27 protein-coding genes are annotated in these 24,607 nt (G+C 64.1%); 17 read left to right on the top strand and 10 right to left on the bottom strand.

All coding sequences use genetic code 11. The features are described 5' to 3' along the window. Positions 1-17: 17 nt before the first annotated feature. Complete coding sequence (locus BEP01S_RS00525; RefSeq protein WP_062239257.1) at positions 18-845, bottom strand: DUF3500 domain-containing protein; 828 nt, start codon at positions 843-845, stop codon at positions 18-20. 47 nt (positions 846-892) lie between these two features. Next, positions 893-1,825, bottom strand: a complete 933-nt coding sequence (locus BEP01S_RS00520; protein ID WP_062239254.1) for a diacylglycerol/lipid kinase family protein — start codon at positions 1,823-1,825, stop codon at positions 893-895. Between the two features lie 158 nt (positions 1,826-1,983). On the opposite strand from BEP01S_RS00520, the gene BEP01S_RS00515 reads away from it, so the two are divergent. Further along, positions 1,984-2,463 (top strand): hypothetical protein, encoded by a 480-nt coding sequence (locus tag BEP01S_RS00515; RefSeq protein ID WP_157070469.1) that lies wholly within the window; start codon positions 1,984-1,986, stop codon positions 2,461-2,463. Positions 2,464-3,099: 636 nt separating this feature from the next. Here the strand turns inward: BEP01S_RS00515 and BEP01S_RS00510 are convergent. Further along, positions 3,100-3,531, bottom strand: a complete 432-nt coding sequence (locus tag BEP01S_RS00510) for an Hsp20/alpha crystallin family protein (protein ID WP_062239447.1) — start codon at positions 3,529-3,531, stop codon at positions 3,100-3,102. Positions 3,532-3,667: 136 nt separating this feature from the next. On the opposite strand from BEP01S_RS00510, the gene BEP01S_RS00505 reads away from it, so the two are divergent. Next, positions 3,668-3,949 carry a MerR family transcriptional regulator gene (locus BEP01S_RS00505; protein ID WP_062239248.1) on the top strand — a complete coding sequence of 94 codons (282 nt, stop codon included), beginning with the start codon at positions 3,668-3,670 and terminating at the stop codon, positions 3,947-3,949. Beyond that, positions 3,946-4,140, top strand: coding sequence for a hypothetical protein (locus BEP01S_RS00500; protein WP_062239245.1), 195 nt, complete (start codon positions 3,946-3,948; stop codon positions 4,138-4,140). Before BEP01S_RS00505 ends, BEP01S_RS00500 begins: the two co-directional genes overlap by 4 nt. A gap of 134 nt (positions 4,141-4,274) precedes the next feature. Here the strand turns inward: BEP01S_RS00500 and BEP01S_RS00495 are convergent, their stop codons facing one another. Beyond that, a complete protein-coding gene (locus BEP01S_RS00495) occupies positions 4,275-5,822 on the bottom strand; it encodes an AMP-binding protein (RefSeq protein ID WP_062239243.1) in 1,548 nt (515 codons plus the stop codon). Positions 5,823-5,970: 148 nt separating this feature from the next. Here BEP01S_RS00495 and BEP01S_RS00490 point away from each other — a divergent pair, with 148 nt between their 5' ends. Further along, entirely contained in the window at positions 5,971-6,777 is an 807-nt protein-coding gene (locus tag BEP01S_RS00490) for an SDR family oxidoreductase (protein WP_062239241.1), read from the top strand. Between the two features lie 23 nt (positions 6,778-6,800). On the opposite strand, the gene BEP01S_RS00485 is transcribed toward BEP01S_RS00490, so the two are convergent. Together BEP01S_RS00485 and BEP01S_RS17035 are read right to left on the bottom strand one after the other, a co-directional pair. After that, positions 6,801-7,700 (bottom strand): MFS transporter, encoded by a 900-nt coding sequence (locus BEP01S_RS00485; RefSeq protein ID WP_244882001.1) that lies wholly within the window; start codon positions 7,698-7,700, stop codon positions 6,801-6,803. Then, complete coding sequence (locus BEP01S_RS17035; protein ID WP_244882000.1) at positions 7,627-8,088, bottom strand: phosphotriesterase family protein; 462 nt, start codon at positions 8,086-8,088, stop codon at positions 7,627-7,629. The genes BEP01S_RS00485 and BEP01S_RS17035 overlap by 74 nt, the downstream gene beginning before the upstream one ends. A 178-nt stretch (positions 8,089-8,266) precedes the next feature. Between BEP01S_RS17035 and BEP01S_RS00480 the strand changes: the two genes are divergently transcribed. From BEP01S_RS00480 to BEP01S_RS00450, 7 genes are all read left to right on the top strand, one after another. Beyond that, the gene (locus BEP01S_RS00480; protein ID WP_062239237.1) at positions 8,267-8,746 is read left to right on the top strand and encodes a MaoC family dehydratase; all 480 of its coding nucleotides are present in this window, start codon (positions 8,267-8,269) and stop codon (positions 8,744-8,746) included. 65 nt (positions 8,747-8,811) lie between these two features. Further along, a complete protein-coding gene (locus BEP01S_RS00475; RefSeq protein WP_062239234.1) occupies positions 8,812-9,594 on the top strand; it encodes an SDR family oxidoreductase in 783 nt (260 codons plus the stop codon). Between the two features lie 131 nt (positions 9,595-9,725). Further along, positions 9,726-10,733, top strand: coding sequence for an NADPH:quinone oxidoreductase family protein (locus BEP01S_RS00470; RefSeq protein WP_062239231.1), 1,008 nt, complete (start codon positions 9,726-9,728; stop codon positions 10,731-10,733). Between the two features lie 41 nt (positions 10,734-10,774). Continuing rightward, entirely contained in the window at positions 10,775-11,998 is a 1,224-nt protein-coding gene (locus BEP01S_RS00465) for an acyl-CoA dehydrogenase family protein (RefSeq protein ID WP_062239228.1), read from the top strand. Beyond that, positions 11,995-13,017, top strand: coding sequence for a phosphotransferase family protein (locus BEP01S_RS00460; protein ID WP_062239225.1), 1,023 nt, complete (start codon positions 11,995-11,997; stop codon positions 13,015-13,017). Before BEP01S_RS00465 ends, BEP01S_RS00460 begins: the two co-directional genes overlap by 4 nt. A gap of 51 nt (positions 13,018-13,068) precedes the next feature. Then, a complete protein-coding gene (locus BEP01S_RS00455; protein WP_062239222.1) occupies positions 13,069-13,779 on the top strand; it encodes a TetR/AcrR family transcriptional regulator in 711 nt (236 codons plus the stop codon). A 53-nt stretch (positions 13,780-13,832) separates the two neighbouring features. Continuing rightward, positions 13,833-14,789, top strand: a complete 957-nt coding sequence (locus tag BEP01S_RS00450; protein ID WP_062239219.1) for an alpha/beta fold hydrolase — start codon at positions 13,833-13,835, stop codon at positions 14,787-14,789. A 16-nt stretch (positions 14,790-14,805) separates the two neighbouring features. On the opposite strand, the gene BEP01S_RS17285 is transcribed toward BEP01S_RS00450, so the two are convergent. The 3 genes from BEP01S_RS17285 to BEP01S_RS00435 all read right to left on the bottom strand — a co-directional run bounded on the left by BEP01S_RS17285 (position 14,806) and on the right by BEP01S_RS00435 (position 17,778). Further along, positions 14,806-15,450, bottom strand: a complete 645-nt coding sequence (locus tag BEP01S_RS17285; RefSeq protein ID WP_083532401.1) for an RES family NAD+ phosphorylase — start codon at positions 15,448-15,450, stop codon at positions 14,806-14,808. After that, positions 15,447-16,040, bottom strand: a complete 594-nt coding sequence (locus tag BEP01S_RS00440; RefSeq protein ID WP_156483811.1) for a MerR family transcriptional regulator — start codon at positions 16,038-16,040, stop codon at positions 15,447-15,449. Before BEP01S_RS00440 ends, BEP01S_RS17285 begins: the two co-directional genes overlap by 4 nt. A gap of 313 nt (positions 16,041-16,353) precedes the next feature. Then, positions 16,354-17,778: a cation:dicarboxylate symporter family transporter gene (locus BEP01S_RS00435; RefSeq protein WP_062239210.1), complete on the bottom strand. Its 1,425-nt coding sequence runs from the start codon at positions 17,776-17,778 to the stop codon at positions 16,354-16,356. Positions 17,779-17,992: 214 nt separating this feature from the next. Here BEP01S_RS00435 and BEP01S_RS00430 point away from each other — a divergent pair, with 214 nt between their 5' ends. Genes BEP01S_RS00430 through BEP01S_RS00420 form a run of 3 tightly spaced genes read left to right on the top strand, consistent with a single transcriptional unit; the run spans position 17,993 to position 20,860 of the window. Beyond that, on the top strand, positions 17,993-18,421 hold the full coding sequence (locus BEP01S_RS00430; protein ID WP_062239207.1) for a hypothetical protein: 429 nt from the start codon (positions 17,993-17,995) through the stop codon (positions 18,419-18,421). After that, a complete protein-coding gene (locus BEP01S_RS00425) occupies positions 18,418-20,169 on the top strand; it encodes a sensor histidine kinase (RefSeq protein ID WP_083532400.1) in 1,752 nt (583 codons plus the stop codon). Before BEP01S_RS00430 ends, BEP01S_RS00425 begins: the two co-directional genes overlap by 4 nt. Then, the gene (locus BEP01S_RS00420) at positions 20,159-20,860 is read left to right on the top strand and encodes a response regulator (RefSeq protein ID WP_083532399.1); all 702 of its coding nucleotides are present in this window, start codon (positions 20,159-20,161) and stop codon (positions 20,858-20,860) included. The genes BEP01S_RS00425 and BEP01S_RS00420 overlap by 11 nt, the downstream gene beginning before the upstream one ends. 256 nt (positions 20,861-21,116) lie before the next feature. Here the strand turns inward: BEP01S_RS00420 and BEP01S_RS00415 are convergent, their stop codons facing one another. Next, positions 21,117-21,467 (bottom strand): ArsR/SmtB family transcription factor, encoded by a 351-nt coding sequence (locus tag BEP01S_RS00415; RefSeq protein ID WP_062239204.1) that lies wholly within the window; start codon positions 21,465-21,467, stop codon positions 21,117-21,119. Between the two features lie 120 nt (positions 21,468-21,587). Here BEP01S_RS00415 and arsB point away from each other — a divergent pair, with 120 nt between their 5' ends. The 3 genes from arsB to BEP01S_RS00400 are packed head-to-tail and all read left to right on the top strand — an operon-like array spanning position 21,588 to position 24,584. Next, on the top strand, positions 21,588-22,685 hold the full coding sequence (arsB, locus tag BEP01S_RS00410; protein WP_062239202.1) for an ACR3 family arsenite efflux transporter: 1,098 nt from the start codon (positions 21,588-21,590) through the stop codon (positions 22,683-22,685). After that, positions 22,682-23,164 (top strand): arsenate reductase ArsC, encoded by a 483-nt coding sequence (locus BEP01S_RS00405; protein ID WP_083532397.1) that lies wholly within the window; start codon positions 22,682-22,684, stop codon positions 23,162-23,164. The genes arsB and BEP01S_RS00405 overlap by 4 nt, the downstream gene beginning before the upstream one ends. After that, positions 23,157-24,584, top strand: a complete 1,428-nt coding sequence (locus tag BEP01S_RS00400) for an FAD-dependent oxidoreductase (RefSeq protein WP_062239199.1) — start codon at positions 23,157-23,159, stop codon at positions 24,582-24,584. The genes BEP01S_RS00405 and BEP01S_RS00400 overlap by 8 nt, the downstream gene beginning before the upstream one ends. Positions 24,585-24,607: the final 23 nt, after the last annotated feature.

Below are 24,607 nucleotides of genomic sequence, written 5' to 3'. Positions count from 1 at the left end.
ACACCCTCAGATTGTGCTCATCGGGTGTCGCTTTCGACTCGACCGTCAGTTCGACGCTGCCACTGGCGGACCCAGGCACGGCCGTAGTCATTGCCGTTGGGCACGCGCATGAGCGTATGCACATGGAAACGCTGGGGGACGTCGTAGTCGAGAAACACTCCGCAGTGGTGGTCGAGTTCGATAAGGATCACCGGCGACTGGAACCGGTAGTAGAACACATCTCCCGGCTCGGTCCCACCGATCCAACTGAAATACGACTCGTTCAGATGTTCCCTGACTTCGCGCACCTTCGCGCGACGCGGCCCCTCGGGCAGGATGTTGAGGAAGGTCGCGACGAGGTCGACGACCGCTTCCTGTGCCCGAGCATCCAGCGTGGCCACCTGTACCCCCTCGTAGGGGATGACCCGGTTGTCTTGGAACGCCCCGGCCAGATGGCGCTCATCGCCGGGATGGATTCGCCCTTCGGGCATCGCAGGATCGACGATCTCGTCGTAGATGACCGCCTCGGCGCGCTGATTCTCGCTCATGCACGCGATGAGGTCGGTGCCGGCGTCGACGCGATCGTCGAAGGATCGCAGGCCCGCGTGCGGCCCCGCGTCGATTTCGTTTGGCTCAGCGCCGTGAAACACCGGGGCTATCGTCATCCGTCCCTCGACGACGAGGCAGTTGACGGCGCAATGATGTCCATAGAGCTGCCATCCCCAGGGGGCCCTGACATCGGGAGTGCCGTAGACGGCGAAGTTGTATGAGAACTCCCCGAGGACGTTCTCCAGACCCACGACCTCGCCGAGGAATCCGTTGATGAGCATCATCGAGTGGGTGAGTTCGAAGCCCTCCTTGCTCAAACTCGCCCGGACGAGGTCCAACGCGGTGCCCTGTAGTCTCTGCCGGACTAGCGCACTCGCAGCGCCGCGGGCTTGATCGTCACATCGATCCGGTTAGTTTCACCGACTTCGTCACCGTCAACTTCGACGATGCGCGGCTGCTCAAGCTCAATCGTCAATGAAGAAATCCGCTGATGTATCGCGCTCTCACTGCTCTGCGCAGACTCGTCCTTCGCCATCATCTTCCGCAGACCGTTATCCCACACCATGTTCTTCATCGTGTCGAGCCAACCGGCGACACCCTCTGCCTTGAGGATAAGGACATCCAGTTCACCATCGGTGGGATCGGCATCGGGAAGGAGAGTGATACCACCCTGCAACGTGCCGCAATTGCCGACGATGAGCGTATGCGCCGACTCGTGCCCGATCGGTTCACCTCCGCGTGACAGGTTGATCTCCATGACATCGCTGGCAGAGACGGCACGCCCAAGCGACTCAACATAGGCCAGCCATCCTGCCTTGTCCTTAAGGTCATCGTTGGTCTCTGTGATCATGTGGGCATCTATTCCGAACCCGGCCATGACGACGAAAGGCTCACGATTCATGCCCTGGGGAAGGGTGACCTCCACCCAGCCCATGTCGATTTCGCGTGCTGTGCCGTTGAAGGCGCGATCCATTGCCTCGCCCAAGCTGTTGAGCGGAACGTCGAGATTGCGGGCTAGGAGGTTCCCGGTCCCCAGCGGAACGATGCCGAGCTCGGCAGAGGAGCCGATCTCCGCGAGGTGACCAGCGATCGCACGGACTGTCCCGTCCCCTCCTGCCGCGATGATCACTTCAGCACCGGCATCGAGCGCGGCCTGCGTCGCTGATTTGCCGGGATCGTCTTCCTCAGTTTCGTGCCACGTGATATCGACGCCAGTTTGTGTCGGGAGCGCGGCCTCAAGGTCTGCCTTCTCGGTCTTGGACGGATTCCACACAATGCCGACATGATTGGCATTCATTTCGGGACCTCTCTTAGACGATGCTGCGGGTGGTGTTGCTTGGGCATCGGCTTCAGCCGTCGGCCTGTTCACAGGCTAGCGCAGTCGTGACCACGTCAGGCAGGCAGCCCGCTCTGATCCAGCCCAACCTCCAGCTACTTCCAAGGATGGAGGGCGCCATGATCACCTCCAGCGACCCGACCGGCCGTCTCGTCCGCCCGGCTCGGGGCGGACGGACTTCGATCACAGACGCTCACCAGGCTGACGGCTCTGCGACGGGATGCTCATCAACTGGCATTGCCGACGCACAGGCATTGGAGCCGAGAGCCTTTTCGGTATATAACACTGACATCAATCACGACACCGTTGGACCGAAGCTAGGTGATGAGAAGTTGCGTTGGGAACAGACAGCGATAGAGACCGCGAAACAGGTTCATCCCGATCCCGAGTTTGATGTCCTGGGACACTCCTATTCGCTTTCGGCGTTGCGCGAGCACAAACGGGAAGCATTCGTCGATGGTGCACGATGGCAACGAAGCAGACTCGGAAGCGATGAGAGCGTCGAACGCGTCCGGGCGTACCTCCGCGACACTGTCGGCATAGACGTCGACGAAAATACTCCCCGCGAACTGGTCAAGGCGTTGCTTAAGGAGTCCTGAGGCGGTCAAGCGACACAGGCCGCTGGCCGGCCGAGGATCGATAGCGGGATGATATCGCTTTGCCAATCAGTGCTCGAGCATGCCTGGGCCAGACAATCAACAGTTTCTCCAAGAAGCTAACCAACACGGTCTCCTCATCTCTCATCTCAACCGAACATGGTCTGGCCCCGGGGATGCCCCGGGGCCAGAAGGGGAAGCCGTGGACGGGCCCGCATCATTTCATCGTCATTGTGACGTCACTGCCGCGCATCTTGCGTCGAGCACACTGGTAGAAAGACTTGCGGACGCGACCACACGGCTGCATAGCTCAACCTGGGTGCGGAAACGTCTCACCTCCTTTCAACGATGAAGTCAGCGCCTTTGAGCCGGGGAGGAGAACGCTGACAAGCGAGGATTCGGTGGGCGATAACCTGGGCTGCTGAGAGGCCGGGCGACCGGAACAGCTGCCACGATTCGGAGTGCCTGACGACCCGGCACCTGCAGTGACTCACGGCCTGCGGTCCATCACCTGTGTGGTGACTTGTGTCGAGGTCCCGCAGTTCGCGGTCGCTGAAAACGATCGCCCAGAACGCAGCATCGATACCCAGCTGGACGTCTGGTGCACACGTCTGCATGGCAACACACCACCAGTTGTGGTCAGGCGCTGATGGCTGCCGGTTCAGCAGAGCCTGAGTTGATAGCGATCTTGCGGGGTTTCGCTGATTCCGCGACCGGGATGCTGAGTGTGAGCACACCGGCGTCGTAGTTCGCCGTGATGTTGCTGGTGTCGAGGTTGTCGCCGAGGACGAGCTGACGGCTGAAGGTCCCGCGGGGCCGCTCTGCCGCGACCGAAGACTCCCCGTGGTCGGGGGCGGGCCGTTCAGCTTTGACGGTGACGACGTTGTTCTCCACGTCGAGGTCGATGTTGTCAGGATCAATTCCTGGCAGGTCGAGTTCGACGCGGAAAGTATCGCCGTCGCGCCAGGCGTCCATGGGCATCATCACCGGTCGGGCCGTTGTGCCGGTGGCTCCGAAGATTTCTCTGCTCAGGCGTTCGACTTCTCGGAATGGGTCAGTGCGCATCATGATCATTGGTGAAACCTCCTTTGCTAGATGGCGGATTCGTGCAGATGATATGATCTACATCATCTGATGGACATATTATGTAGTCGATCCGAATGCGAATGTCAATACTCAGTTAGGAAGAATTTTGGGAGATGAGGAGATGACGAGTGCGGCGTCTGGTGGGCGCTTGTTCTCGATTTCGCATGTTGCGGAGTTGACCGGTGTTGGTGTGCGGTCGTTGCGGCAATACGAGGCTCGTGGGCTGGTGACTCCTGCTCGGAGTGAAGGTGGGACGCGACGGTTCAGTCGCGCGGATATTGCTCGTCTGCGGCGTGTGCGCGAACTGGTTGACGTTGGCGCGAATCTCGCTAGCATCGGAATCATTCTCGATCTCCAGGATGAGAACACCTCGCTTCGGTACGAATTGAGGAGGATGCAATGATGGCAGACAGTGTCCGCCCCGGCGTTGAAGTGCCCGGGCCGGATTGGAACGAACAGCTCGTCGACGCCGCAACGCATATCGACGACGGTTACGAAGGGGCTGAGCCTCGCTGGGGAGCAATCCGCGAGGCGGATGTGGGCGATGTTGCCGATCAATCCATCGTTGTAGAGGTTGATGATGAAGACGGGTGAGAAGCCGCGCTGATCTGATGGCGGCATTTCGGGCTATAGGGGGAAGTTGCTGTGATTCTTCCATCGGCCTTGCCGGCGTTCGAATGCGAACCGTTCCGCCCGCAACCGCCTGCCGACGATGATGCCCGCCTGTCTCAGCGTGCCTCGGTGCTCGGGGTGAACATGCGCGCGATCTCGCGTTTGAGGATCTTGCCGCTGGGTCCTTTGGGAAGTTCGTCGAGGAACTCGATGATCCGCGGGATCTTATAGGCGGCGAGATTCTCCCGACAGAACCGCTCGACCTCATCTGCGCCGAGGTCGGAACCTGGAGTGCGGGCGATGACAGCGGTCACCTGCTGACCATACTTCTCATCCGGAGTGCCCACGACGCTGACCTGATCGACCTCTGGGATCTCATAGATGACCTCCTCGACCTCGCGCGGGTAGACGTTGTATCCGCCATGGATGATGAGGTCCTTGATGCGGTCGACGATGAAGAGATACCCGTCCTCATCCACCCGGCCGAGGTCGCCCGTGCGGAACCAGCCCTCGGCATCGAGGACCTCGGCGGTGGCTTCGGGTTTCTTCCAGTAGCCGGCCATGACTGCGGGCCCACGCAGCAGCACCTCACCCACCTCGCCGGCAGGCAGCTCTTCGCCGCTGGCGGGGTCGACGGTCTTGACCTCGAATCCGGGCACCGCCGGGCCGACGCTCGTGGGCTTCCGCGTCCCGTGCAGCGGATTGAATGTGCCCAGTCCGGACGTCTCCGTGAGCCCGTAGCCCTCCGCCAGCGGCGCCGTGAAGCGATCTTCGACCCGACGGACCACCTCGGCGGCGATCGAGGCGCCACCCGAGCTGATGATGCGCAGGTCCGGTGCTTCGCCCTCGGGCGCCTTCGCCAGCACCGACATCCACATCGTCGGTACGCCGGAGACGATGGTCGTCTCATCCTCGGCGAGCGAATCGATGAAGATCTGCGGATCCCAGCGGGGGAAAAGGGTCACCGGCGCACCGGCACTCATCGCCGGCAGGGTGACGGCCGCCAGACCGAACACGTGGAAGAGCGGCAGGCCGGTCGCGGACCGGTCGGCGGGCGTGGCTTCGATCATCTCCCGGACGATATCGGTCGCCGAGATGAAATTTCCCAAGGTCAGCATCGTCCCCTTCGGCTTGCCCGTCGTGCCCGACGTGTAGAGGAGTGCGGCGACGTCGTCCCACGCGAAATCGGCACGATCGACGGTGACATCGGACTCAGCACCCACCTCGGCGCGGGGGCCCTCATCGCCGACGACGGGCAGGGTGCGGAACTCGACGTCATGCTGTGCGGCCGCAGCCTTCCCCGCCTCGGCCGAGGCTGGATGAGCCACGAGTACGCGGGCTTCGGAATCGGTGAGGATGTAGTCGAGCTCCCTGACCGTCGAGAGCGGATTGACGGCGACGACCACCAGCCCGGCAGCGTGCGCACCGAAGAACTCGATGAGGAACTCCGGACAGCTGGGCGCAATGAGCACGATCCGATCGCCGGGGCGGACATCCGCAGTGAGGTAGCGGTCACGGGCGGCACCGATTTCGCCGAGGAGGCGCACCTTCGACAGCGTCACCCGATCTGGTCCCGGCGGCGTGGCCGCTGCGACAGACTCCGGGTCCTTCTCCGCCCAAGGGGTGAGCAGATCGATGATCGATGTGCGCGACTTCGCGGCCATGAAACTCCTTCGGATCACGACGAGGACGGGCCCGCGTGGGGCTCGACAGCACCACGCGGATGCTGAAATACTTGAAACTGAGTACAGGTTCAACTATAGGTCGGCCGCGTTTCGGACACAACGGGGTGCGCCGGAGAGGAAGAGGACTATGGAGATCGAGGGACGCACTGCCGTCGTCACCGGGGCCGCATCAGGAATCGGGGCGGCACTGGCCAGGGCCCTGCATGAGCGTGGGGCCCGGGTGCTGCTTGCCGACCTCGCCGAGGCGGTCACGGACACCGCGGCACAACTGGGCCAGCCGCACTGGACCGGGGACGTCTCCACGGCGGCCGGGGTGGACGATCTGCTGGCCGCTGCGGGCCGCGAACTCGGCGACATCGATCTCTACTTCGCCAATGCCGGGATTGCCGGAGCCCCCGGAATCGGCGGCGAACACGACTGGGACCGCATCCTCGACGTCAACCTGCGGGCTCACATCCGCGCCGCCGAACGGCTCGTACCCCGGTGGCAGACCCGCGGGGAAGGATATTTCGTGGCCACCGCCTCGGCGGCGGGACTGCTCACGCAGATCGGCCAGGCCGGGTACTCGGTGACCAAGCACGCCGCGCTCGCCTTCGCCGAATGGCTGTCGGTGACCTACGGCGACGAGGGAGTGGGCGTATCCGTGCTCGCCCCGATGGGGGTGAACACCAAGATCCTATGGGGAGAAGACCCCAGTTCCTTGACCGCAGAGGAACTCGCCGCCCAACGTGCCGTATCCGAGGCCGGCACCGTTCTCGAGCCGGCGGACGTCGCCAAGGCCGTCATGGCCGCCGTCGAAGCCGAGACCTTCCTCATCCTGCCCCACCCCGAAGTCCTCGACATGTACCGGATGAAAGGCTCCGACTACGACCGGTGGATCCGCGGGATGCGCCGCTACCAGGCAAAGCTGCGTGGCAGCGGCGCTGCGAGCTGAGCCGACTACGCGGACTGGGCCGACTATGCCGGCTGGACCTCGACGGCCTCCGCGCGAAGATGCTCACCTGGTACGGCCGTCGGAGACTGCCTGACGGACTTCGGGCTCGTCTCCTTCAGTGCCAGCGTTGACACGACGGTGATCAGGGCCATCGCACACACGAACAGCGTGATCCCCAGCGTTGATCCGTCCATCTTCGCGATCAGCCACGTCATGACGATGGGCGTCGAGCCCGACACGACGATCGCGCTGAGCTGATAGGCCAGAGAGACCGCGGAGAAGCGGATCTGCGGGGCGAACAATTCGCCGAAGTACGCGGCGATCGGGGCGTAGATGAGTGACTGGAACACGCTGGCCACGCTGATCGAGACCGCGAAGAGGACGATGTCCGTCGTATTGATCAGGGCGAAATAGGGGAACGCCCACGCCAGCAGGCCGACGCCACCGATGATGATGACCGGACGGCGACCGATCAGGTCGGCGAGCCTGCCGCCGATGAGGATGGTGGCGATGCCGAACACGCAGGAGAGCATGGCGGCGATGAGCATCTGCCCGTAGTCCATACCCAGGTAGCTTGTGCCGTAGGACAGGGCTCCGGCGATCGTGATGTAGAAGACGCAGTTCGTTCCCGACAGTGTGCCCGCGGCCAGCAGTATCGTCTTCCAGTGCGATCTGATGGCCTGCCACAGCGGTGCCTGCACGACCTTCGGCTTGGCTGCAGACACCTCGTTCTCGAGCTGTCTGAACTCGGGGGAGTCCTCGACTCTGAGCTGGATGTACATGACGATCGGCACCAGCAGCGCCGTGGCCCAGAACGGGATCCGCCAGCCCCACGATACGAAGGCCGCCTCATCGACCGCGGACGAGACGATGACGAAGGCCAGATTGCCGAGCAGGGCTCCAGTGGGAACGCCGACCTGCATGAACGAGCCCGAGAATGCTCGGTGCTTGGGCCCGGCGGACTCGCTGAGCAGCAGCGCCAGCCCGCCCCTCGAACTGGTGGGGGAGGTCGGTGAATGTGTAGAGGCCGGTGGCTGCGACGATGTTGAGCTCGGTCTGCTCGGCCACCCTCTGGACCCGGGGGATGTAGCGACCGAGACCCACGACCGTCGGGTCGAAGATCGTATCGATCCCCGCGGCTTTGAGGTCATTGAGCTTGGCGACGGCATCGGCGATCTTCTCCTCGTCGTCCCAGGCCGTGTCATAGTTCTGCCGCATCTCCTCGCTGAGGACGAAGATGTGCTCGTGGACGAGGGTTCGGCCGAGTTCGCTGCTGTCGATGGTGCCGGTGACGGTCTGGACTTCTGCCATGGGTGCCGCTCCTTTGCGTAGACGTCCCTGCCGTGAGGCTTGTTTCTGTTCCGCCTTGAAGTGACCCAGCACACACTGCTAGTCTCAGACTAATGAATCTGAACTCAATTTCAAATACGATGATGATTCGGGTTTCACGGACCGCGCGTGAACCGTCGCACCCACCGAAAGGCAGACAATGACGACTCCCATCAGGCCCACGACCATCGCCGACCTTGAATCGCTCGTCGGTGAGGAACTCGGTCCGACCAGCTGGCACACGCTGATCCAGGACGACATCAACTCATTCGCCGACCTGACGAACGACCACCAGTGGATCCACGTCGATGAGGAACGTGCTGCCGCTGGTCCCTTCGGCGGCACGATCGGTCATGGACTGTTCACCCTGTCGCTGGGGCCGGGGTTCATGGAGGAGCTCATGGCGTTCGACGGATTCGCGCACAGTCTCAACTACGGCTACGGCAAGGTGCGATTCCCGCAGCCTCGACCAGTGGGTTCAAAGGTGCGCATGCGGGCGACGGTCTCAGCCGTCGATGCGCGCGGCACCGGGTCCGCACAGGTGACCACCACTCAGATCTTCGAAGCCGAGGGGATCGAGAAGCCGATCTGCGTCGCCGAATCGATCGGCTACTTCACCGAACACGACGCAGACATCTGAGCCACTGACATCCGGCTCTTCTATGCCGGACAGACCGTACAGTCATACCGAATAAGGGAGTTTCCATGGACATGTCGACACTGTTTTCGCTGAAAGGGCGCAGTGCGCTGATCACCGGCGGCTCGCGCGGAATCGGCCGGATGATCGCCGAGGGATTCGTGCAGTCGGGCGTGCGCGTCTACATCACCGCCCGCAAGGCCGAGGCCTGTGACGCGACCGCCGCCGAACTGTCCGAACAGGGGACCTGCGTGTCCCTGCCCGGAGACATTTCGACGAAAGAGGGACTCGCCTCGGTGGTGGCCCGGCTCCGTGAGCACGAGACGAGTCTGGACATCCTCGTCAACAACGCCGGTGCCGCCTGGGGTGCGCCGTTCGACGAGTTCCCGGAGGACGGGTGGGACAAGGTCATGGACCTCAACCTCAAGGCGATGTTCTTCCTCACACAGGCACTCGCGCCCGACCTGCGGGCCGCCGCGGCCTCGGGGAGCCACCTCGCCAAGGTCATCAACGTCGCCTCCATCGACGGCATCCGACCCAATCCGCTTGAGACCTACAGCTACCACGCGTCCAAGGCCGGGGTGATCCACCTGACCAAACGCTTGGCCTCCCGGCTGGCCCCGGACGGAGTGATCGTCAGCGGCATCGCTCCCGGGGCCTTCGGCACGAAGATGAACAAGAACGCTCGCGACCACGGCGACGAGGTGAAGACGAAGATCCCGGCAGGACGAATCGGCACCAGTGAGGACATGGCCGGAGTCGCGGCCTACCTCGCCTCCCGCGCCGGCGACTACGTCGTGGGAGAGACGATCGCCGTCGACGGCGGTGTCGTCGCCTCGTCTCGTCTCTGAGCGCCCCGCCGCTCAGACACGCTCCCGCTCATCCGCACGGAGCCCATCACGTTGATGGGCGAGCACATTCCATACGTGCGCGAACTCGTCACAAACGTTCGCGAACCCCGACGAAAGGACACCCGACCATCATGAGAGCAATGCAGCTGAGCGCCACCAACGGCCCCGGCTCCCTCGAACTGCGCGACATCGAGACCCCCTCGCCGGGACCCGGCGAGGTCCTCATCGACGTCGCCTATGCCGGCGTGACCTTCCCCGAGCTTCTGCAATCCCGCGGTCAATACCAGATGCGACCGGAGCTGCCCTACACCGTGGGCTCGGAAGTCTCCGGCTTCGTGCGTGAGCTGGGCGAAGGCGTCACCGGGCTCAGCGTCGGCGACCGTGTCGTCGGGGTGGCGAACATAGGTGCCTACGCGGAGTCCATCCTCGTCCCGGCCGCCAGCGTCCTCCCGCTTCCGGACGCTGTCTCGCTGAGCGCCGGAGCAGGAATGCCGATGAACCTGTTGACCGCGGACTTCGCTCTGCGCGTGCGCGGCAGACTCGAACCGGGCCAGACGGTCCTCATCCACGGTGCTGCAGGCGGACTCGGCAGCGCTCTCGTCCAGGTCGCCGGCGCCTTTGGGGCAGAGGTCGTGGCCGTGGTCTCGACCGAGGAGAAGGCTGAGACAGTCCGCAGCCTCGGCGCTTCGCATGTGGTCTTCGCCGACGGGTTCAAGGACGCGGTCAAGGACCTGTTCCCCGACGGAGTCGACCTCGTCGCCGACCCGGTCGGCGGTGAGCGGTTCACGGATTCGCTGCGCACATTGAAGACCTTCGGCACACTCCTGGTCCTCGGATTCACCGCAGGATCCATTCCCGAGGTCAAGGTCAATCGTCTGCTGCTGGGCAACATCTCCGTGGCCGGAGTGGGCTGGGGCGCGGCCCTGGCCGGACGCCCCGATATGGTCGTCACCCAGTGGGAGACGCTGTGGCCACATCTGAGTTCAGGAGCACTCGATCCGGCCATCCACACCGTGCTCCCACTGGAGAGGGCACCGGAGGCTCTCGAACTCATCGACTCCCGATCTGTGCGCGGCAAGGTCGTCCTCGAAGTCAGGGGAGAGGCCGGCAGAGCCGATACGAACGACCACCAGGGCTGAAACCACACATACGCCAGGAATCATCCGAGAAAGCAGGAACAATGGACTTCGCACCAGATGAGAAGACTCGTGACTATCAGGCCAGACTCAACGCCTTCATGGACGACTTCGTCTACCCGGCTGAGCCGGTCTACCACCGGCAGCGGGCCGAGGCCGGGGACCCGAACTTCCACCCGCCCGTCCTCGAAGACCTCAAACGTGAGGCCCGGTCCCAGGGACTGTGGAACCTGTTCCTGCCGTACGACGAATGGGGTGCAGGACTGACGAACCTCCAGTACGCCCACCTCGCCGAGATCACGGGACGCAGCGCAGAGATCGCCCCCGAGGCCATCAACTGCAACGCCCCCGATACCGGGAACATGGAAGTGCTTGCGCTCTTCGGAACCGACGAACACAAGGAGAAGTGGCTCAAGCCGCTGCTGGACGGTGAGATCGCCTCGGCGTTCTGCATGACGGAACCGGCGGTGGCGAGCTCCGATGCGACGAACATCGAGATGAGCATCGTTTCCGACGGGGACGACTACGTGCTCAACGGGCGGAAATGGTTCGCCTCGAACGCTCTGCACGCCAACTGTCGGGTCTTCATCGTCATGGGCAAGACCGACCCGAACGCGGAGACCCACCGGCAGCAGTCGATGCTCGTCGTGCCCAAGGACACTCCCGGCATCACCGTGGTCCGGGGACTTCCGGTGTTCGGCTACCTCGACCGGGAAGGTCACGCCGAGGTGGTGTTCGAGGATGTGCGAGTGCCGAAGACCGCGCTGCTGTCCGGTGAGGGCGATGGCTTCGCCATCAGCCAGGCACGGCTGGGACCGGGCCGCATCCACCACTGCATGCGGTCGATCGGGATGGCCGAACGGGCCCTCGACCTGCTCATCGACCGTGCTCAGGAGCGGGTGACCTTCGGTCAGCCGCTGGCGGAGCGGGCGAACATCCAGGACTGGATCGCCGAGGCACGCGTCGAGATCGAAGCCACCCGTCTCCTCGTGCTCAAGGCTGCGTGGATGATGGACACAGTGGGCAACAAGGAAGCGGCCACGGAGATCGCGGCCATCAAGGTCAAGGCCCCGAACATGGCGCTTAAGATCATCGACCGGGCGATCCAGGTCCACGGTGGCGGCGGAGTCACCGACGATTTTCCGTTGGCCAGCTTCTACGCCCATCAGCGCACCCTGCGTTTGGCCGATGGCCCCGACGAAGTCCACAAACGTTCGATCGCGCGGCGTGAACTGCGGCGCAGGAAGAACGCACGGGAGTCTCGATGAGCGTCGAACTCGATCTGCCGAGCCTGGCCGGCTGGATGCGGGACGCGGGCGAACCGGTGACCGGTTCGCTCCGCGGTGCCCGTGTGGGTCAGGGGCAGTCGAATCTCACCTACCGTATCGACGACGAGGCGGGCCGGTCCTGGATCGCCCGTCGGCCCCCGCTGGGACATCTCCTCGCCTCGGCCCATGACGTGGCCCGCGAGTTTCGGATCATCTCCGCACTGCAGTCGACCGGAGTGCCGGTGCCTGCCACCGTCGGAGTCTGTGAGGATCCCGCGGTCGCCGATGTCCCCGTCGTCATCATGGAACATGTCGAGGGAGCCGTCATCGACGATGAGGAGGCCGCGCGCAAGCTCGCCCCCGAAGTACGCAGACGTCTCGGTCTCGAACTGGCTCGGACCCTGGCGAAGATCCACGCCGTCGACATCGACGCTGTCGGCTTGGGCGACCTGGCGTCTCGGAAACCCTACGCGCCGAGGCAGCTGAAGAGGTGGAGCCGCCAACTCGAGGAGAGCCGGACCCAGGACCGCCCCGATCTCGACGCTCTCACCTCGGTGCTGACCGAGCACCTGCCCGAGCCCGATGAGATCACCCTGGTCCATGGTGACTTCCACATCCGCAATGTCATCATCGACAGTGCCACCGGTGACATCCGAGCGGTTCTCGATTGGGAACTGGCGACTCTGGGTGACCCGCTGGCCGATGTGGGCAGCTCCTTGGCGTACTGGACTCAGGCCGGCGAGGTGCCTGTTGGCGCCCCGACCGCAGTGGACGGATACCCGACCCGCGCCGAGATCGCTGCCGAATACCTGGCTGTCTCGGGTCGCAGCAGGCGAACGCTCGGCTTCTGGCACACGCTGGGGCTGTGGAAGATCGCGATCATCGCCGAAGGCGTCCGTCGTCGCGTCGCGGATAACCCCGCGAACGCCGCTGCCCACGGCGTACCCGCGGCCGGCGACGTTCAGGCGATCATCGATCGGGGATGGGCTGTTGCGCGGGAGAGCGGGCTGACATCATGAGGCACACTCACCGAGTTCGCGCCGAAGAAATGGATTGTAGGATTGGCTGTCATGTCGACGAACGAAGGCTCAGCTGAGGATCTCCCCACGCTCGTGGATACCGCGCTCCTGCGCGATCCCCCGACGACCACGAGGGGAACCCGCACTCGGGCGGCTCTGGTCGCCGCCGCCCGAGTCGTGTTCGAACGTGATGGCTTCATCGATTCTCGGCTGACCGACATCACCAAAGAGGCCAAGTGCTCCACGGGCACGTTCTACACCTATTTCGACAGCAAGGAGCAGGCTTTCGCTGCTGTGCTCAATGACGCTCAGGAGGACATGCTCCACCCGGGCCCGCCGCACAGCAGCGACGAAGTGCGTACCGTCATCGAGCAGCTGCGAGCCGGACACCGTGCCTACATCGAGTCGTATAAGCGCAACGCGAAGCTGATGCTCCTGCTCGAACAGGTTGCCGCGATCGACGCGAACTTCCGTCGCCTGCGCCTCGACCGGGCGCGGGCCTTCTCCAGACGCAACTGCCGGTGGATCCGAAAGCTCCAGGACGAAGGGTACGTCGACCCGAGCCTCGACCCTCTCATGTCCGCCCGGGCGCTGTCAGCGATGGTCGGACGGATGGCGTACTTCAAATATGCGGTCGAGGAACCGGACTGGGGCAGCGACGAAATGCTCGTGGAGACCGCGACCAAACTATGGGTCAACGCGTTGGGCATTCCCACCGACGGTTCTCGTCGCAGTCCCCAGTCACCCGGCGCTCAGCAATGAACGCTGAACAGGGCGGATAATCGAGGGACCTTGATCAGCGAGGAGGCCGATCCATGACAACTGCGACGTCTCAGCCCCACAGTGGTGCCCCGTTCGACAACGCCTCGGTGGCCGCGCGCTTGGCAGAGCTGACGGAGACCGCCGACGCCGAGGCGCTGACGGTGTCCACCGACCAAGGGGAGTTCGCCGCTTTCCGGGCGACGCCGACGCACCCGGATCCCGACCTCGGCGAGGCGATCCTTCTGCACGGGTGGCCGGAATACGCTTCCTGCTGGGAGAGGACTGCTGGCCTGCTCCTCGCACAGGGGATGAGGGTGTTCGCCTATGACCAACGAGGATATTCGCCGGGAGTGCGCCCGGAATCGGTGGGGGAGTACGCAATTGCGCACCTGGTCGCCGACCTTGACGAAGTCTCCCGCGCGGCGGGGCTCGAACGATTCCACCTCGTCGGTCATGATTGGGGCGGACTGGTCGCTTGGCCTTTTGCCGCGAACCACCCGCAGCGTCTGCACACCTGTACCGTCGTGTCGACTCCACATCCCAGAGCACTGGGCAAACAGCTGAAGACGGACGACGACCAGTACGAACGCATGGGCTATATGCGGTCGATCCAAGACCACCCGGAAGGAGTGGCCCGAACGTTGCTGCGCGATGACGGGAAGAGACTGGTCGATCTCTACGGCGGAGCCGTCCCCGACGACCTCGCAGCCTCCTATGTTGCTCGATTCAGTGAGCCAGGGGCTTTTCTGTCCGTGCTCAAGTACTACCAAGCGATGGACGGCAGCGATCGGACGCCGAGCACTCCCATCACGGTGCCCACGAGCTTCATCTGGGGCAGCGAGGATATTGCCTTTTCCCGCGCAACCGCAGAGCTCAGCGCTCGCTACGTCGAAGGGCCCTTTCGCTTTGTCTCTCTCGAAGGTGCGTCTCACTGGCTCCCCGAATCACACCCGAACGACATCGCTTCCGCGGTAGTCAGCCAGGCACGGGAGCATGCGGCGGATCAGTAGCGTGCGGTTCGGCTGCTTACCGTATTGGCCAGTGCAACCGGGCCTGAACTTGCACTGCCAATGCTCCTACGGAGTCATGCTCAAGGGTGCGGGAGAACGACGGCGCTGACGGGAAGGCAGTCTCAGCCCGATTGAACAGAACTAAGGACTCATCCCCTACAACCGTCGATGGGACCAGCAGCCCGTCGATCTTATCCCCCAGCTGCTCAAAGATTGACGCAGCCCACGACCGGCAGGTGCTTTTCGGGGCCTGCGGAAGAGACGCCGAAGCACCTTGTTGCACAGCCCAGTCTCCAGTGCCGGACCCGCCCAGCAGATTCAACAGCTGAAGTGGACGCGACGGCCGCCAACTGGTCAACGCCCGATCCGATGTCAAAGTGATCATCCTCTTGGCCTGAAACACCTCGGCAAAACAGGTGACATAGTCCGGCGACACGTACGTCACACCAACATCTGAACGGGCACTGAGCGGACCCCGCTGTGGGTCCCACCGCATTGAACGGATCGGACCATTCCAACGCAGCTCATTCCACGCCGACGGGTGCCGCCCGTCTAGGGTGTGGATGCGCCATAGCGGCTTATCCCACTCGTAAATGGAGTCTGGCGGCAATGTAAGTGGATCGCGCGGTGCCTTCGGGTTCTTCGGATGAACCGAGCTCACTCGTAGCTCAGTTCTTCAACCAGATCAGCTACTGCCTGGGTATCGCCGCCGGCATTCAACCACTGCACGGGCGATCGCTCACCCAGCTCTTCGTGCGGCTCAGTCATGAACTGCTGGACTTCCAGCGGGTGCGTGTACTGCGGAAACAGCGGGATGATCTCACTCAGCCCCGGAGTTTTCTTGCCATCCACGAACTGCCACGCCGGGTATAGCGTGTCGCGGCCCGCGGCGGTCGGCAGGGCATACAGCTCGCCACTTCCCTTGTAACGACGAATAGCAGGCGCGTGCTTGCCAAGAAGTTCAGCCACTTGCTTCGTCGTGAGGGAAGACTCCACAGCCTCTTCCTCAGCAAGCGCTCGATCCTCCGCGATCCGCAGACGTGCCGCCGCAAGTCCCTCCGAAGACAGATCTTTCTCAGTGAGGTCTGTGTTCTCGAGCAGGTAGTCGCGCTCACCGGCGGTCAGGGCCTCTGACCCGGGGGCTGCCACTTGCTTCAAGACGTCCAGGAATGCGGCAACGCTCATGGGATTGCCCTGGCGGTCTAAGGCTGACCGCAGACGAGGTAAACGATCAAACTCGGCAGTGCTCATGTACACAATGTTACGCCATAACGAAGTGTAATTCCAGAGTTCGATTGCTGCCAAACACGCATGGTCTGGACTACGCAGGCTAGGCAGGCACTACAGCCAGGTGGGCGGCCTCATCCGGTGTCAGTCCGTGGTTAGCGAGCACGTACCTGAGGGCACGATGATCTGCCAGCACGTCCAGGATCCAGACGAGTTGGTTCACGGTTTGCCGTACACGGCCGCCTCGGCGAGGGGAGACGAAACACCACGGGTGCCGGCATCCTCACGATGAGGACGACGGCACCCGTGGTGTTTGTGGCGTGGGAGCAACCGGAGGTCAGCTCACGACGCCGGCCTTTGCCTGGTTGTCGGCGGCCACGGTGGTCTGCGGTTCGGGCAGGACCGCCTCAGCCTCGGGGGCATTTGTCGATGCACCGTGGACGTCGGGCTCGAGCGAGAGCTCGTCGAACGGGTTCTGACCGGACAGGGTGGCGCGGGCCTGGTCCATGTCGATCTCGCCGGTCCACTTGCCGATGAGCAGAGTGGCCACGGCGTTGCCGGTGAAGTTCGTCAGGGCACGGCACTCGGACATGAACTTGTCGATGCCGACGATGACGCCCATGCCGTCGAGCAGCTCGGGGCGGTGCGACTGCAGACCGGCGGCTAGGGTGGCCAGGCCCGCACCGGTGACTCCAGCGGCGCCCTTGGACGCGATGATCATGAACACGAGCAGCGAGATCTGCTCGGGGATCGACATCGGCATGCCCATGGCCGAGGACACGAACAGCGACGCCATGGTCAGGTAGATGGCGGTGCCGTCGAGGTTGAACGAGTAGCCGGTGGGCACGGTGATGCCGACGACCGGCTTCGACACACCGGCGTGCTCCATCTTCGCGATGAGGCGCGGCAGGGCCGACTCGGACGACGAGGTGGAGAAGATGAGCAGGAACTCACGGGCCAGGTACTTCAGCAGCAGGAAGATGTTCAGACCGGTGACGATCTTGAGCAGACCGCCGAGGACGATGACGATGAACAGCGCGCAGGTGAGGTAGAAGGCGCCCATGAGGGTCGCCATCGCTCCGATCGCGGCCCAGCCGGTCTTGCCGACGACCGCAGCGATCGCACCGAAGGCGCCGATGGGAGCGGCCCACATGATCATCATCATGAGTTTGAAGACGACGGCCTGGATGTGCTTGATGCCGTTGAGGACCGGCTCGCCGGCCTTGCCCATCGACTGCAGGGCGAATCCGACGAGGAGTGCGAGCACGAGGGTCGGCAGAACCGGGATGTCACCGGGGATGAGGCTCATGAGGAAGGCGACCATTCCGCCTTCTTCGCCACCGGCGGCCTCTTCATACGGCTGGAGGTGGAGTCCGTCGCCGGGGTGGATGAAGTTGCCGACGACGAGGCCGATGACCAGGGCGAAGGTCGCCATGATCAGGAAGTAGATGAGCGCGAGCCCGCCGACCTTGCCGACGGTGGCCGCCTTCGCCACGGAGCCGACGCCGAGGACGATGGTGCAGAAGATGACCGGGGCGATGATCATCTTGATGAGCGCGACGAATGCCTTGCCCAGGGGTTCGAGTGCGATTCCCGCCTCCGGGGCGACGAGCCCGATGGCGGCACCGGCGAACACGGCCACGATGACCATGATGTAGAGCCAGTGAGTGCGATCCTTCTTCCGCTGCGGGGCGCCCTGAGCGGTGGCCGCTGCGGTGGCGCTGCCCGCGTTCGCGGAACCGCCTTGCTGCTGTGGCGACATTGCCATATTTCCTCCAAATGATGTCTGCGACCTCACCCGTCGATGGGCGGGGATCGCACGCGACGACTGGCCGCGGTGGTGATGTACCCGACAACTGTGCCAGTCGGTGTGACGGGTGTCTCGGTTGCGTTCATAGTGTTCACAGACACAGTTGACGGCTAATGTGGAGGCGTAAGGACACACCAATGGACACACCTGAAGAAGGAGCACATTCGTGAAGATCAGCACCGCACTTCTGCGCGCAGTCCCCGGCGCTTTCATCCTCAACTCCGGTATCAATAAGCTCGGCCTCGACGAGGAATCCGCCGCCGGCCTCCAGCAGATGGCCGCCAACGGTGTGCCCATGGTCGAGAACATGACCCCCGCCCAGTTCGGGAAGTTCCTGTCCTACGGCGAGATCGCCGTCGGCTCCGCCCTGCTGCTGCCGTTCGTGCCTACCCGCATCGCCGGTGCCGCGCTGACGACCTTCGCCGCCGGCCTCGTCGCGAACTACTTCTCCATCGATTCGATGACCAAGGACGACGGCATCCGTCCGTCCGAGGACGGCACCGCCGTCGCCAAGGACACCTGGCTGGCCGCCATCGGCCTGGCCCTCCTCATCTCCGGCGGCAGCGCGAAGAAGAAGCGCGACAAGAAGAAGTGAACTCCGTCCCGGCCCCACCACGGCGGGGCCGGGAACGCTTCCGGGCTCGCCGAGGCGGCACCCTGGCGAGGCGCCTCTTCCTCGTCCAGCTCGTCCTCATCGTCCTCGTCTGCACCGCCCTGTCGGTGACGAGCTACGTGACGACGCTGAACAACATCCGCGACGCAACCGGTGAGCGGGTCCTCTCCATCGCGGAGACCCTCGCCCACGATCCGTATGTCACCGAGGCTGTGACCGGGGACGATCCCTCCGCCCGGCTGCAGCCCTATGCGCTGACCGTCATCGATTTCGCCGAGGTGGATTTCGTGACGATCATGGACCGCGACGGCACGCGCTACACCCACCCCGACCCCGATCAGCTGGGCAAGAAGTACATCGGCAGCACCGCGAAAGCCCGCGCCGGACAGACCGAGACCGAGGAATACGTGGGCACGCTCGGACCGTCGGTGCGCGCGATCGTGCCGATCAAGGACGCCGACGGCGAGGTCACCGCCATGGTCGCCGTGGGCGTGACCCTCGAAACGCTGTCCGTGGCGCAGGCGGCTTCCCTGCCGCAGATCATCCTCGTCGGCCTCGCCGCTCTCGCTCTCGGCGGACTCGGTTCCTGGCTGCTCGCCCGCTACCTGCGCCGAGTCACCCTCGGCTACGGTCCCGAGGAGCTGCGCCGACTGTTCGCGTTCTACGATTCGGCCCTGCATTCCCTGCGCGAAGGCCTCATCCTCGCCGACGATTCCGGACGGCTCGTGCTCTACAACGATGAGGCCGCGTCCCTGCTCGGCCTGCCCACGGTGGAGGAATCGACGCCGATCTCACTCGCCGAGGTGGCCCTGCCCGAGTCCGTCCGTGACCTTCTTTCGACCGGTCGGGTCGCCGTCGACGAAATCCACTTCACCGCGGATCGTGTCCTCGTCATCAGTCAGAAACAGGCTCGACAGCCGCGCGGCGGGCGCGATGAAGGCGGAACGGTCGCAACCCTGCGCGATCGCACCGACATCCAGGAGCTCACCGGCGAGCTGGCGACGATGACGACGCTGTCCGAGGCCTTGCGTGCCCAGACTCATGAACATGCCAACCGTTTGCACACGGTCTCCACGCTCATCGAACTCGGACGGGTGCAGGAGGCACTCGACTTCGCGGTCAAGGATGAGCAGGAGTCGCAGCGGCTGACGGATTCCTTCGTCGCCTCCCTCGACGAACCATTTATCACCGCGCTCATGATCGGCAAGGCCGCTCAGGCCAATGAGCGCGGCATCGAACTCACCGTCACCGCCATCGGCGAACTCCCGCCCGAACGACTCGACGCCCGCGACCTCGTCACCGTCGCAGGGAACCTTCTCGACAATGCCTTCGACGCGGTCGCGGACGCGGAGGAGAAACACGTATGGGCGGACTTCGTCGCCGCCGACGGGGAGCTCATCATCACCATCGCCGACTCCGGCGCCGGGGTCGCGGGCGAGGACATCGACGCGCTCTTCCACCTCGGCACCTCGGCGAAACCCGAGGCCGGGGGAGTGGGACGACACGGATTCGGACTTGTCTTGGTCCGGCAGGCTGTGAGCCGCCTCGGCGGGCATATCGATGTCGATTCCGATGGTGGGGCGATCTTCACGGTCACGCTCCCGCTGGGGGACACGGCTGCTGTGGGCGACTACGATTCTGCGCAGGACCCCACCACGGATGAGGCGGATCTGAGTCAGCACGAGGGCCTGAGTCAGCAACGGGCGGAAGGAGACCCACGTGAGCGATGATGCCGCGCTGCGGGTACTGATCGTCGAAGACGATCCGATGACGGCGCAGGCGCATGCGGACTTCGTGGCCAGAGTGCCCGGGTTCGAGGTCGTCGGGACCTGTCTGGGCGGGCATGAGGCGATCGAACGCTTCGATGAACTCGCTGCGGTCGGTGCCCCCGTCGATATCGTCCTGCTCGATATGAACCTCACGGATTCGCATGGTCTCGAGGTCGCCGGGCGCCTGAATTCGCGCGGTCAGGACGTCGACATCATCGCGATCACCGCGGTGCGGCACCTGCAGGTGATCCGGTCGGCGATCTCGTCGGGCATCACCCAGTACCTCATCAAACCCTTCACCTTCGCGGCGTTCCGGGAGAAGTTGGAGAACCAGCGTGAGTTCCGGCGCGGGCTCACCGGCTCGGGGTCCTTGGCGACTCAGGCCTCGGTGGACAACGCGCTCTCCGCCCTGCGGTCGGTATCGTCGACGACCCTGCCGAAGGGGCTGATCGCCGAGACCTTGGACGCCGTGACCGTTTTCGTCCGCGATTCCGCAGTCCCGGTCTCCGCCACCGAGGTGGCACAGAGTCTCGACCTGTCCCGCGTCACCGTCCGCCGGTACTTGGAGCACCTCGTCTCGACGAAGCAGGCGATCAAGCAGCCTCGACATGGGACTCCGGGGAGGCCTGAGTACGAGTATCGGTGGGTATGAGGGGCCGTGTCAGTCGGGCTGAGGTGGCGCCCCGACGTCGTGCGCAGCCTGCACTATGTCTTCTAGGGGCGTGCGTCGGTAGCGGCTAAGCTGCTGACTGAGAGCACACGGAGTGGTGTCCGGGACGCTGAAGAACCGGTTGTCCGCGCTCTACCGCAAGCTCGGCGTGCGCAGTCGCGCCGAAGCCGTGGCGCATGTCCAGCGGCAACGGTAGGGCCAGGTCGCCGCGGCGAAAGAGTCCTACCCGTGCGCCGCCTCAGCCGGGGGAGAGGAATTCGGAGAGACGGTTCAATGTGTTCACCTCGAGCGAGTAGTACGACCAGACGCCGCGCTTCTCCCGACGGAGGACCCCGGCGTCGACGAGGATCTTCAAGTGGTGGGAGACGGTCGGCTGTCCGAGTCCGACGGGTTCGGTGAGATCGCAGACGCACGCTTCCTGCTGTTCGTGCCCGGCGATGAGGGAGACCAGACGCAACCGGGTCGGGTCGGCCACTGACTTGAGAATGCGCGCGAAGTCCTGAGCGTCATCGAGGCTCAACGGCGAGACGGTCAGCGACGGGCAGCAGACGTCCGCCTCGGTCGGAGAGAGTGCGGGTTGTGTGGTCACTCTTCCATTATGCGCATACATTGACATTTGTCGATGCCTTGTGGTCCTATCGTATCGAAGAACTTCAATGCGTCGGCACAAGAGTGCGGCGCAGAACCGACCAGGACCTCAAGGAAGACCATGCACTCCACGGCTGCTGCCCACACCGATTCGCCGGTGGCGGCGAAGATGTCGACGCTGGATCGACTCCTGCCGCTGTGGATCATCGGCGCCATGGCGTTGGGTCTGCTGTTGGGCAGGCTCGTGCCCGGCCTGGCAGAGGCCTTGGACTCGGTCAAGGTCGCCGACGTATCCCTGCCGATCGCCATCGGCTTGCTGGTGATGATGTTCCCGGTGCTCGCGAAGGTCCGGTACAACGAGACCGGACGCGTGCTCGCCGACAAGAAGCTCATGATCACCTCCTTGGTCATCAACTGGTTGGCAGCCCCCGCGTTCATGTTCGCCTTGGCGTGGCTGTTCCTTCCCGACCTGCCCGAATACCGCACCGGACTCATCATCGTCGGCCTGGCCAGGTGCATCGCCATGGTCCTCATCTGGAACGACCTGGCCTGCGGGGACCGTGAAGCCGCTGTCGTGCTCGTCGCGATCAACTCGGTGTTCCAGGTGCTCGCCTTCGGCCTCCTCGGCTGGTTCTACCTGCAGTGGCTGCCGGATCTTCTGGGCCTGCCGACGACCAGCAGCGAATTCTCCTTCTGGGCGATCACCCTCAGCGTTCTCGTCTTCCTCGGTATCCCGCTGCTCGCCGGCTTCCTCACCCGCACTGTGGGGGAGAAGACGAAAGGACGCGAGTGGTACGAAGACCGGTTCCTCCCCAAGATCGGGCCGTGGGCACTGTACGGACTGCTCTTCACCATCGTCCTGCTCTTCGCCTTCCAGGGCGACGAGATCACCTCTCATCCGGGCAATGTCGCCCGCATCGCCCTGCCCCTGCTCGTGTACTTCGTCGTCGTCTTCGCGTTCGGGATGATCATCGGCAAGGCGCTGAGGCTGGGCTACGAGAAGACGACGACCCTGGCATTCACTGCGGCCGGCAACAACTTCGAACTCGCCATCGCGGTGGCGATCGGGACGTACGGCGTCGCCTCCGGACAAGCACTGGCCGGAGTCGTCGGTCCGCTCATCGAAGTGCCCATCCTCGTCGCTCTCGTTTACGTCGCGCTGTGGGCACGACCACGATTCTTCCCATCCGCCTCCGACCAAGGAGTGAACCGAGTATGAGTCCGACACCGATCGACAAGCCGAGCGTCCTCTTCGTCTGCGTGCACAACGCAGGCAGGTCCCAGATGGCCGCCGGGTTCCTCCGCGAGCTGGGCGGGGAGCAGATCGAAGCCCGGTCCGCGGGCAGTGCACCGGCCGAGACGCTCAATCCGATTGCTGTCGATGCGATGGGAGAGCTCGACATCGACATCACCCGAAACAGTCCCACGCTGCTCGACGCCGACACAGTGCGCACCTCCGACGTCGTGATCACCATGGGCTGCGGCGACACCTGCCCGATCTTTCCCGGCAAACGGTACGAAGACTGGGATCTGGATGATCCCGCAGGGCAGAACCTCGAGTCGGTGCGGGCGATTCGTGATGACATCCGGTCTCGCGTGGAGGCGCTGATCGCCGACCTCGTCCCCGACACCGAGGCGCAGCCCGGCACATCGACCACGGAATCACCTCAACCCACCGAGGATGCCCTCCATGACTGACAAACCGCTCGCCGATCTGCCAGTCGTCGTGATCGGATCAGGACCGGTCGGCCTCGCGGCCGCCGCTCACCTGGTCACCCGCGGAATCCGCCCGCTCGTTCTCGAGGCGGGACCCACCCCGGCCGCGGCAGTCGCCGAATGGGGCCATATCGGTCTGTTCTCTCCGTGGAAGTACAACATCGACGAGGCGGCGCGAGGTCTACTGGCGGCCACCGGCTGGCAGGAGCCCGTCGGAGACCACCTGCCCACGGGTGCCGAGCTCATTCGCGACTACCTCAAACCCCTTGCGGAAACTGCTGAGCTCCGTGACGCCATCCTCACCAACACCCGGGTTGTGGCAGTGAGCCGTGTCGGCAAGGACCGCACCGGAACATCGCAGCGTGGATCGACCCCGTTCCTCGTCCGCACTCAGAACTCCGATGGAACTACGGCGGACTTCCAGGTCAGGGCGGTCATCGACGCTTCGGGGACATGGGAGAGCCCGAACCCGATCGGGCAGTCCGGGCTCGCAGCGCCCGGCGAAGTCGAGGCCCGTCGCAGCGGGTTCGTCACCTCGCCTCTGCCCGACGTCGTCGGTCGTGATCGCGAGAAGTTCGACGGGCGGAAGACGCTCGTCGTCGGAGGAGGGCATTCGGCGGCGAACACGCTCTTGGCTCTGGCCGAACTGCGAGAGGAATCCCCGGACACGCGAATCGGCTGGGTGCTCAGGCGCGCAGACCCGGCATCCGTCTACGGCGGAGAGGACAAGGACGGTCTGCCCGCACGCGGTGCGCTCGGGGCGCGGCTTCGCCACCTCGTCGAGACGGGTGTCATTGATGTACATGCGTCGACGACGATCACAGGTTTCAGCACCGGCGGTGATGACGCAATCGCCGCCGAAACCGACGGCGAACCGGTGACACTCCACGCCGACCGGGTCGTGCCGGCCACCGGCTTCCGCCCTGATCTCGGATTCCTACGTGAGATCCGACTCGACCTCGACCCAATCGTCGAGGCTCCGCAGCAGTTGGGGCCGCTCATCGATCCCGAATATCACAGCTGCGGAACGGTCCCGCCGCATGGTGCCCGGGCGCTGGGGCATCCCGAGCCGAATTTTTACATCGTGGGCATGAAGTCTTACGGGCGAGCTCCGACGTTCCTCATGTACACCGGTTACGAGCAGGTCCGCTCCGTCGTCGCAGCAATTGCAGGGGACCACGAAGCAGCGGACCGAGTCGAGCTCGTCCTGCCGGAGACCGGCGTGTGTTCGACCGACGCCGGATCTTCGTGTGACGCGCCGACCGGCAAGCCTGGTTCTGTCGACTTGCCCACGGCAGGCGCACCGGACGCAGGCGGATGCTGCGGACCTGCGGAACCGGTTGTGGTCGGGATCCCCACCGGGGTCGAACACGGCCGTTCAGAAGAGGCCGCGGCCGACTGAATCGCCGGTTCGGGTCCCTATCG

Origin of the sequence: Brevibacterium epidermidis NBRC 14811, assembly GCF_001570805.1 — a bacterium.
GTDB lineage: Bacteria > Actinomycetota > Actinomycetes > Actinomycetales > Brevibacteriaceae > Brevibacterium > Brevibacterium epidermidis.
The sequence above is the reverse complement of the archived record's forward strand: the minus strand, read 5'-3'. Positions and strand labels throughout refer to the sequence as shown.